Origin of the sequence: Pseudonocardia sp. (assembly GCF_025965585.1) — a bacterium.
Classification (GTDB): Bacteria; Actinomycetota; Actinomycetes; order Mycobacteriales; family Pseudonocardiaceae; genus Pseudonocardia.
The window spans coordinates 1-7,013 of sequence record NZ_JAOPWR010000204.1; the positions used below are offsets into that span (position 1 = coordinate 1).

The 7,013-nt window shown below is 68.0% G+C and carries 9 protein-coding genes and 4 tRNA genes; 8 read left to right on the forward strand and 5 right to left on the reverse strand.

The annotated features are described in order from the left end of the window. Window positions 1–349 precede the first annotated feature (349 nt). The 4 genes from JWR81_RS13175 to JWR81_RS13190 all read left to right on the forward strand — a co-directional run bounded on the left by JWR81_RS13175 (window position 350) and on the right by JWR81_RS13190 (window position 2,748). Window positions 350–670 carry a hypothetical protein gene (locus tag JWR81_RS13175; protein WP_297651077.1) on the forward strand — a complete coding sequence of 107 codons (321 nt, stop codon included), beginning with the start codon at window positions 350–352 and terminating at the stop codon, window positions 668–670. Further along, complete coding sequence (locus JWR81_RS13180) at window positions 657–851, forward strand: helix-turn-helix domain-containing protein (protein WP_297651079.1); 195 nt, start codon at window positions 657–659, stop codon at window positions 849–851. The genes JWR81_RS13175 and JWR81_RS13180 overlap by 14 nt, the downstream gene beginning before the upstream one ends. A gap of 329 nt (window positions 852–1,180) precedes the next feature. Then, window positions 1,181–1,360: a helix-turn-helix domain-containing protein gene (locus tag JWR81_RS13185; protein ID WP_297651081.1), complete on the forward strand. Its 180-nt coding sequence runs from the start codon at window positions 1,181–1,183 to the stop codon at window positions 1,358–1,360. Beyond that, on the forward strand, window positions 1,357–2,748 hold the full coding sequence (locus JWR81_RS13190; RefSeq protein WP_297651083.1) for a site-specific integrase: 1,392 nt from the start codon (window positions 1,357–1,359) through the stop codon (window positions 2,746–2,748). Before JWR81_RS13185 ends, JWR81_RS13190 begins: the two co-directional genes overlap by 4 nt. Before the next feature lie 273 nt (window positions 2,749–3,021). On the opposite strand, the gene JWR81_RS13195 is transcribed toward JWR81_RS13190, so the two are convergent. The 4 genes from JWR81_RS13195 to JWR81_RS13210 all read right to left on the reverse strand — a co-directional run bounded on the left by JWR81_RS13195 (window position 3,022) and on the right by JWR81_RS13210 (window position 5,019). Then, window positions 3,022–3,096 (reverse strand) — tRNA-Val (locus JWR81_RS13195). 20 nt (window positions 3,097–3,116) lie between these two features. Further along, window positions 3,117–3,524: a TIGR02611 family protein gene (locus JWR81_RS13200; protein WP_297651085.1), complete on the reverse strand. Its 408-nt coding sequence runs from the start codon at window positions 3,522–3,524 to the stop codon at window positions 3,117–3,119. Then, window positions 3,521–4,360 carry an anti-sigma factor gene (locus JWR81_RS13205; protein WP_297651087.1) on the reverse strand — a complete coding sequence of 280 codons (840 nt, stop codon included), beginning with the start codon at window positions 4,358–4,360 and terminating at the stop codon, window positions 3,521–3,523. The genes JWR81_RS13200 and JWR81_RS13205 overlap by 4 nt, the downstream gene beginning before the upstream one ends. Beyond that, a complete protein-coding gene (locus tag JWR81_RS13210; RefSeq protein ID WP_297651089.1) occupies window positions 4,357–5,019 on the reverse strand; it encodes a sigma-70 family RNA polymerase sigma factor in 663 nt (220 codons plus the stop codon). Before JWR81_RS13210 ends, JWR81_RS13205 begins: the two co-directional genes overlap by 4 nt. Before the next feature lie 230 nt (window positions 5,020–5,249). Between JWR81_RS13210 and JWR81_RS13215 the strand changes: the two genes are divergently transcribed. The 4 genes from JWR81_RS13215 (at window position 5,250) to JWR81_RS13230 (ending at window position 6,089) form a co-directional block, all read left to right on the forward strand. Beyond that, complete coding sequence (locus JWR81_RS13215; protein ID WP_297651091.1) at window positions 5,250–5,678, forward strand: SsgA family sporulation/cell division regulator; 429 nt, start codon at window positions 5,250–5,252, stop codon at window positions 5,676–5,678. A gap of 103 nt (window positions 5,679–5,781) precedes the next feature. Next, window positions 5,782–5,854, forward strand: a tRNA-Gly gene (locus JWR81_RS13220). An 87-nt stretch (window positions 5,855–5,941) separates the two neighbouring features. Beyond that, window positions 5,942–6,013, forward strand: a tRNA-Cys gene (locus tag JWR81_RS13225). Between the two features lies 1 nt (window position 6,014). Beyond that, a tRNA-Val gene (locus tag JWR81_RS13230) sits at window positions 6,015–6,089 on the forward strand. Window positions 6,090–6,153: 64 nt separating this feature from the next. Here the strand turns inward: JWR81_RS13230 and xerC are convergent. Continuing rightward, a partial coding sequence (gene xerC, locus JWR81_RS13235) for a site-specific integrase (protein WP_297651093.1) occupies window positions 6,154–7,013 on the reverse strand: 860 nt, incomplete at its 5' end.

Genomic DNA, 7,013 nt, shown 5'->3' on the forward strand with positions numbered 1-7,013 from the left:
GAAGGGCGTCGGCGGTGACGCCATCCCGGTGAGATCGCGCGCGGCTCGGCGGGGCGTGTGTGAGCGGGGTGGGGGCGATCCCACGCGGGATGGGCCACGGCCGGTCCCGTCGCCGTCCCGGTGGGACCCCTCGCCGCGGTGCTGACCTCCGGGCGACCCACACCCACCCGAACCGGGATTCACCCCAAGCCGCACCTCTGCGCACCCATCGGCACGACCGGGCGGTCGCCGGTGCCATCCGTTGACGATCACCGCATCAGACGATCAAGCTGGCCGGAGCACCACACCCACCCGCGAAGTCCAGCACGCCCGCCGCTGGCACGGCCGCGCACAGTGATCAGGGGGTTCGATGCCGGCACCGTACGAACAGGGACAACCGGTCGCCTGGATCGAGATCGACACCGAGGGTCTGCGCGTCCACCGCGCCACCGTCGACACCGTCGAGCCCTCCCCCACAGCCGACCGGTGGACCATCACCACCGACCGCGGCACCACCACCGTCGACGCGACCGGAATCGGACCCGACGCCGTCCCCCTCGAACCCGACATCGCTGAGGACCTCTACGTCTTCGGCGACGGGTACCTCGTCACCTCGACGCTGATCGGGATGGAACTTGCCGCGTACATCGACAGCGGCGTCGACGAGGGTGATGACCTTGGCCTCCGCTGAGGACCCCGATCGCCTCCTGAGCATCAACGACGTCTCCGAGCTGCTCCAGCTCCCGGTCCAGAGCATCTACAAGCAACGATCCATGGGCGTGTTCTGTCCCGCCTACAAGATCGGTCACCACCTCCGCTGGAGACGCAGCGAACTGATGGCTTGGCTGGAGACCAAGCGGGACTCGGTCTGAGCTTCAGCCCGGGCTTCTTCCGGCTTTACCAGAAGTCACCCCTGCCCACCTTGCTCAGTGCTACGACGACCGAAGCCTGATCGCGACCACGACATGCTCATCCCGGCCTGTCAGTCGGCCCGGTGATTCCAGACCGAGCAGACTTGTCATTGGTAGTCATTGCGGGCCATGATTCGTCACTAGCACGCATAATACGTCGACACCAGGCAGTCAGTTTCAGGCAACCTCGCAAGAAGTTGTCCACAGACTTGTCATTGTTAGTCGATCACATGAGGGAAACGACGTAAGCTGGGACCACTCCCGAAGACGACCGATCCCGGAGACACCTCATGAATGACTTCGACAGCCTTCCTGTCCTCATCACGGTGCCGATAGCTGCGCGGATCCTGGGCATCAGCCGTGCATCGGCCTACAGGTACGCCGAACTCGGCCTGTTGCCCATCAAGCGGCTGGGCGGTCGTGTCTACATCGTGCGCGACCGGCTCAAGGAGTTGGTGAACGCCTCATGAGCCCGGCGCAGGAGCCTGATGCCGGTCGCCGGAAGCGAACGAGCGCGCGTCGCAGCCTCAGCGGCAGTGTCTACCGACGGGGCAACAAGTGGGCCTACATGGTCGACCTGGGCCCAGACCCTCTCACCGGGAAGCGACGACAGCAGGCGAAGTCTGGATTCGAGAGCGAGCGAGCCGCATGGGACGCCCTGGCAGAGGCCAACGCCGACCTGAGGACCAACACCTACGTCCGGACATCGCGTCGCACCGTCAGCGAGTACTTGACCGAGTGGCTGTCGACGATCGAGATGGCGGTCAAGCCGACAACCTTCGCGAACTATTCCACGTACGCAACGGCCTACATCATTCCCTTCATCGGGGAACGAAAACTTCAAGACATCGAGCCGGAGACCATTAATGCACTGTACCGCAAGCTACTGACGTCTGGCCGCCGCCGCGGGAACAGTAACCAGGCCATGTACTCTTGGTGGAAATCGGAGACCGAAGCCGGCCGCGCCGTTCGCCCCATCGACCTTGCAAAGAGAGCGGAGGTCTCCTATTCCGCAGCGACGAACGCTATCCGCCGGTATCGAGCAGGACGGATACCCGCAACGACCTCGGCCGGCCTCTCTCCACGAGCGGTGGCGAGCATCCACGTGATGCTTCACCGCGCGCTACGCGACGCGACCAAGCTGCGATACATACCAACGAACCCCGCCGCCTCGGCCGAGTACCCGCGCGCCGACAAAAGGCCTCACAAGACCTGGACTCCAGCGCAGCTCGCCACGTTTCTCCGGCAGGCTCACGGGGATCGATTCTTCGCCATGTGGCTGTTGTTCACGACGACCGGGCTTCGACGCTCCGAGGCGGTCGGCGCCCTACGCGACGCTGTGAACCTCGACGCAGGCACCATCAGTCTGGTCAGCACCCGGGTGATCGCCGCCGGCAAAGCCCAGGCGTCGACGGGCAAAACCCTCCGCAGCCGCCGGCTGCTGTCGCTCGACCCGACGACGATCGAGGCCCTTCGCGTCCATCTCGACGCCCTACACGCTGAGCGAGACGCGTGGGGGCCGGACTACCGGGATCACGGTCTGTTGTTCTGCTGGCCCGACGGCCGCCCGATCTACCCCGACACGATCACCGAACGATTCGGACGCCTCATCGAGCGGGCCGGGCTGCCGATCATCCGGCTGCACGACGTCCGCCACACCTACGCCACGATGGCACTCCGCGCGGGGATCAACCCGAAGATCGTCAGTACCCGCCTCGGCCATGCGAGCGTGGCCTTCACCCTCGAGGTCTACACCGCCGATGTCCCCGAGCTCGACCGCGCCGCGGCAGACCAGATCAGCGGTCTCTTCCTCCCACCCGTCCAGCTAAGCCCGGTAGCGCACGATCTCGACAACTGACAGCTCTTCCCACCATGGGCCTCGCCCGACACACCTCGGCGGGGCCTCTTGTCGTCTCCACCGAGCCGATCCCGCTGTCGACCAACGCTCGACGCTCCCCAACCGAGACCGTGGGCGGGAGAACGTCCGGGACACACGAGACCTGGTGCTGCAGGGTGGACACCCGGCAGCAGTTGTTTACAGACCGGTTTACAACCGGCCCTCTCGGGGCCGGTCAGCCGCGCCAGCAGCAGAAGAAGGCCCCTGAACCCGCAGGTCAGGGGCCTTCTGGCATGGTGGGCGATACTGGGATCGAACCAGTGACCTCTTCGGTGTGAACGAAGCGCTCTCCCCCTGAGCTAATCGCCCTTGCCGTGGAAGACCCTACATCACGCCAGGATCGGGCTCTGCAACCAGGTCCACCGCTCCAGCCCCACCCAGCCGGCCACCAGGTAGAAGGCGTTGAGCACCCACAGCGTGGCCGCGACGATCACCCCGGTGAGGGCCAGCGCCCCGAGGCGGACGACCAGCGTCCGACAGCCGAGCCAGGCGGTCCAGGCGTCGTACTTGCCGCGGGCGTAGTGCAGCACCCGCTTCGCCCAGGTGAACTCCGTGGCGAGGATCGCGAGACCGGCGAAGACGATGAGCCAGCCTGGGCCCGGGTACGGGATCGCGATGACGCCCACGACGAGCACCAGCGCACCGACGACCGCGACGCCGACGCGATAGGTGCGGCGCAGCGTCGGCCGGTCGTCGAGCCGCGCGCGGAAACCCGGACGGGGTCCCGCGTCGCTCACGCGACCTGGCCCTTCGCCACCACCGTGGTCGGTGACGCAGGCGCCGTGTGGCCCGGCTCGATGGAGATGGCGTAGTCAGTGAACCTGTCGTTCTCTCCCACGGTGCCGACAGTACGCACCCCCGTGTCGGTGCTCGACACGTCGAAGGCTCCGAGGGGCGCCGGCGCGGCCCCGGCCCGCAGGCCCCACAGGACGTAGGTGTTGTTGCTCGCGTTGGCCGGGAGGCTCACGGTGTAGACCTCCCGCTTGCCGTCGACGACGACGACCGCGGCCGTGGTGGCGCCGGTGGACAGGTTCGCGAGCATCGCGTGCTTGACGTCGGGGCGGTCGAGCTGCCCGACGAGGTCGGCGATGTTCTGAGCCTGGGCGCTCAGCGTCTGGCTCTGCTGCTCGAGCTGGGCGGTGCGGACGGCCAGGCCGCCGATCGCGATCACCGCGACGAGAGCGGCCGACGCCGTGATGAGACGGCCGCGCGTCAGCCATGACCGGGGCGAGCGCCGCGACGACCCGCGCTCCGTGAGCACCGGCTCGGGCACGCGATGGCGCGATGCGGGCGTCGGGGCGGGCGCCGGCTGGGGGCGTGCCGGCTGCTGAGCCGTCTCGGCGGCCGCGGCGAGGAGGGAGTCGCGCAGGCTGCGCGGAGGCTCCACCTGTTCGACGGACGCGCCGAGGTGGGAGAGCACGGCCTCGGCGTCGCGGGCCGCCGCCTGGCACGACGGGCACGTCGGCACGTGCATGATCACGGCCATCTCCTCGTCGGGCTCGAGCGCGTGCAGCGCCCATCCGACGGCCTGCTCGTTCAGCGGGCAGGACTGCTGGTTGCGGGGAGTGGTCATCGGGCGCCGCCCAAGTCGGTGGCGAACTCGCCGAGCAGGGGGCCGAGGACGCTGCGCAGGCGCTGCACCCCGGTGAACATGCGGGACTTGACGGTGCCCAGTGGCACGCCGGTCAACGCCGCGACCTCGCGTTGCGTGTAGCCACCGAAGTAGGCGAGCGCGAGGGCCTGGCGCTGCTCGGCGGGCAGCCGGCCCAGCGCGTCACGCACCTGACCGGCGACGACCTTGCCGAGCGCGGCCTGATCGGCGCCGGGCCCCGGGGGCGCCGACCACTCGTCGCCGTCCTCGGCGGCCGGCACGGTGCGGCGCCGGATGGCGCTCTCCCTGCGGACGGCGTCGACGGATTTGTGGTGGACGAGCGTCAGCAGCCACGTGCCGAACGTGCCGCGCGTGGCGTCGAAGCGGGTGGGGTCGCGCCAGAAGGCGAGGAACACCTCCTGAACGACGTCCTCGGCGATGCCGTCGTCGGCACAGATGCGCCGGGCCAGCGAGTAGGCCGGACGGCCGAAACGGTCGTATAACGCGCCGAGCGCCGACTGGTCGCCACCCACGATCCGCTTGACGAGCGCTTCGTCGACCGGATCCGGGCCACGCCCAGCGCGCGACCCGGGCCGACCGCGTCTGTCGGACGCGTCGGGGGTCTCGGCAACCTCGGCCACCTGCTGGATCCTCACGTTCTGTCTTCGCGACCGCGCCGCGACCGGTTCAGATTAGTCCAGCAACGTGCTCCACATCGCACCGACGTGCGTCGATGCGGGGGACACGCTGACCCGACAGGGTGACAGCGGGGGTCATCCGAGCGGTCTCTGTCCCTCTACCCGTCACATCTTTGCCACACGGTCGTTTTTCAGCATGACGAACCACGCGGGACCACGAAAGAGGACGCACGATGCGCGACGAGCACACGGTCATCACCTCACCGGCGGTGTTCGAACTGATCGCCCCCGACGCTCCGGTGGTGCCAGTGAAGGTCGATCTGACCTATCAGAGCCGGGACCCCTACGCGGTGCAGGCGTCCTTCCGGACGGGCAACGGCACGGCGGTCGACTGGGTCTTCGCCCGGGACCTCCTGCACGAAGGCCTCATCACCGAAGCGGGCACGGGTGACGTTCAGGTTCGACCGATGCCGCACAACCCCAGCAGGGTGCTGCTGGAGCTGTCGTCCCCGTCCGGGCACGCCGTCTTCACGACGTGCGCCCAGACGCTCGGCGACTTCCTCCACCGCACCTATGTCGCCGTACCCAGGGACACGGAGTACGCCTGGCTCGACTTCGATCTCGCGATCTCGGACCTCCTGAACGACCCTGCGCGTGACTAGTCGCAGGTGGGAAGCCTGACGCGCGGGTCAAGGGGGCCGGTTTGGAACCCCGTCCGGGCCTGCGCTAAGGTTTCACCAACACCGCAGCGGAGACGCTGCACGTGCGGACGTAGCGCAGCTGGTAGCGCATCACCTTGCCAAGGTGAGGGTCGCGGGTTCGAATCCCGTCGTCCGCTCGGAGGAACCTCGGGTCCCGTCGGACCTCCAAGTTATCGAATTCCACGGCAGTGCAGGTGCTAGTTCGAGGCCACTCCGAGGACTTCGGCGGAGTGGCCGAGTGGCTTAGGCAAGGGCCTGCAAAGCCCTGTACGCGGGTTCGATTCCCGCCTCCGCCTCGGGCGATTAGCTCAGTGGGAGAGCGCTTCCTTGACACGGAAGAGGTCACTGGTTCAATCCCAGTATCGCCCACCAGGTCAGGCCCCGTCCGCAGATGCGGACGGGGCCTTTTTGATCTTCAGGGTGACTACCTGGGTGACTACGCCCCCGCGGTCGGGAAGATGAGATCCATGGCGGTCGCCCCGTCCTCCAGTACCGGCCGTAGCTGGTGGCGGTAGATCTGCTCGGTGACCGACGTTCCGCTGTGACCCACGAGACGGGCGATCTGCTCGATCGGAACCCGGGCGTCGGACAGGAGAGACACGAAGCTGTGTCGCAGCTCACGCGGCGTCCACTCCCCCGCCACCAGGCCGGCGGACCGCGCGATCCGGCGGAATCCCCGCCGAACGTTGGCCGCATCGAGTTCCGTTCCGACCTCCGAGGCGAACACGAGATCACGGTCACACCACCCCGTGCCGGCGAGTGCGCGCACCGCGGCTTGCCGGATCCGATGCGAGGCCAACGCGGTAACTGCCCGCGCCGGCAACGCGAGCGTTCGGCGGGATCTCCGCGTCTTCGTGTCTCCGCCCACGCGCACCGATCTCCACACCATGATGTGCGGCGGGATCGGGGGCGCTTCGCTCCCGCGCAGGTCGACATGCGACCACGTGAGCGCCCGCAGTTCCTCGGTGCGGGCGCCGAGCAGTAGCGAGACCACGATGTAGGTGCCGAACGATGACGCGTCCGCCTCGGCGGCTGCCAGGAGCTTCTCCGCGTCGGCGAGCGTGAGGGCCTTGGACGGTCGGCCGTCCTGCCCCTTCGGCGCATCGCAGAGCAGGACGACGTTCCGCTTCACCTTGTCGCGCGCCTGCGCCCGAGACACCGCCCGACGCAGGATCGAGCGGATGGAGAGGACGGTGCTTGTACTCAGGACGGCCGCCTTGTCCGCGAGCCACCGGTCGACGTCCTCGGCCGAGAGATCGCGCAGCTTCCGGGAACCGAGGGCCGGGATGACGTGAG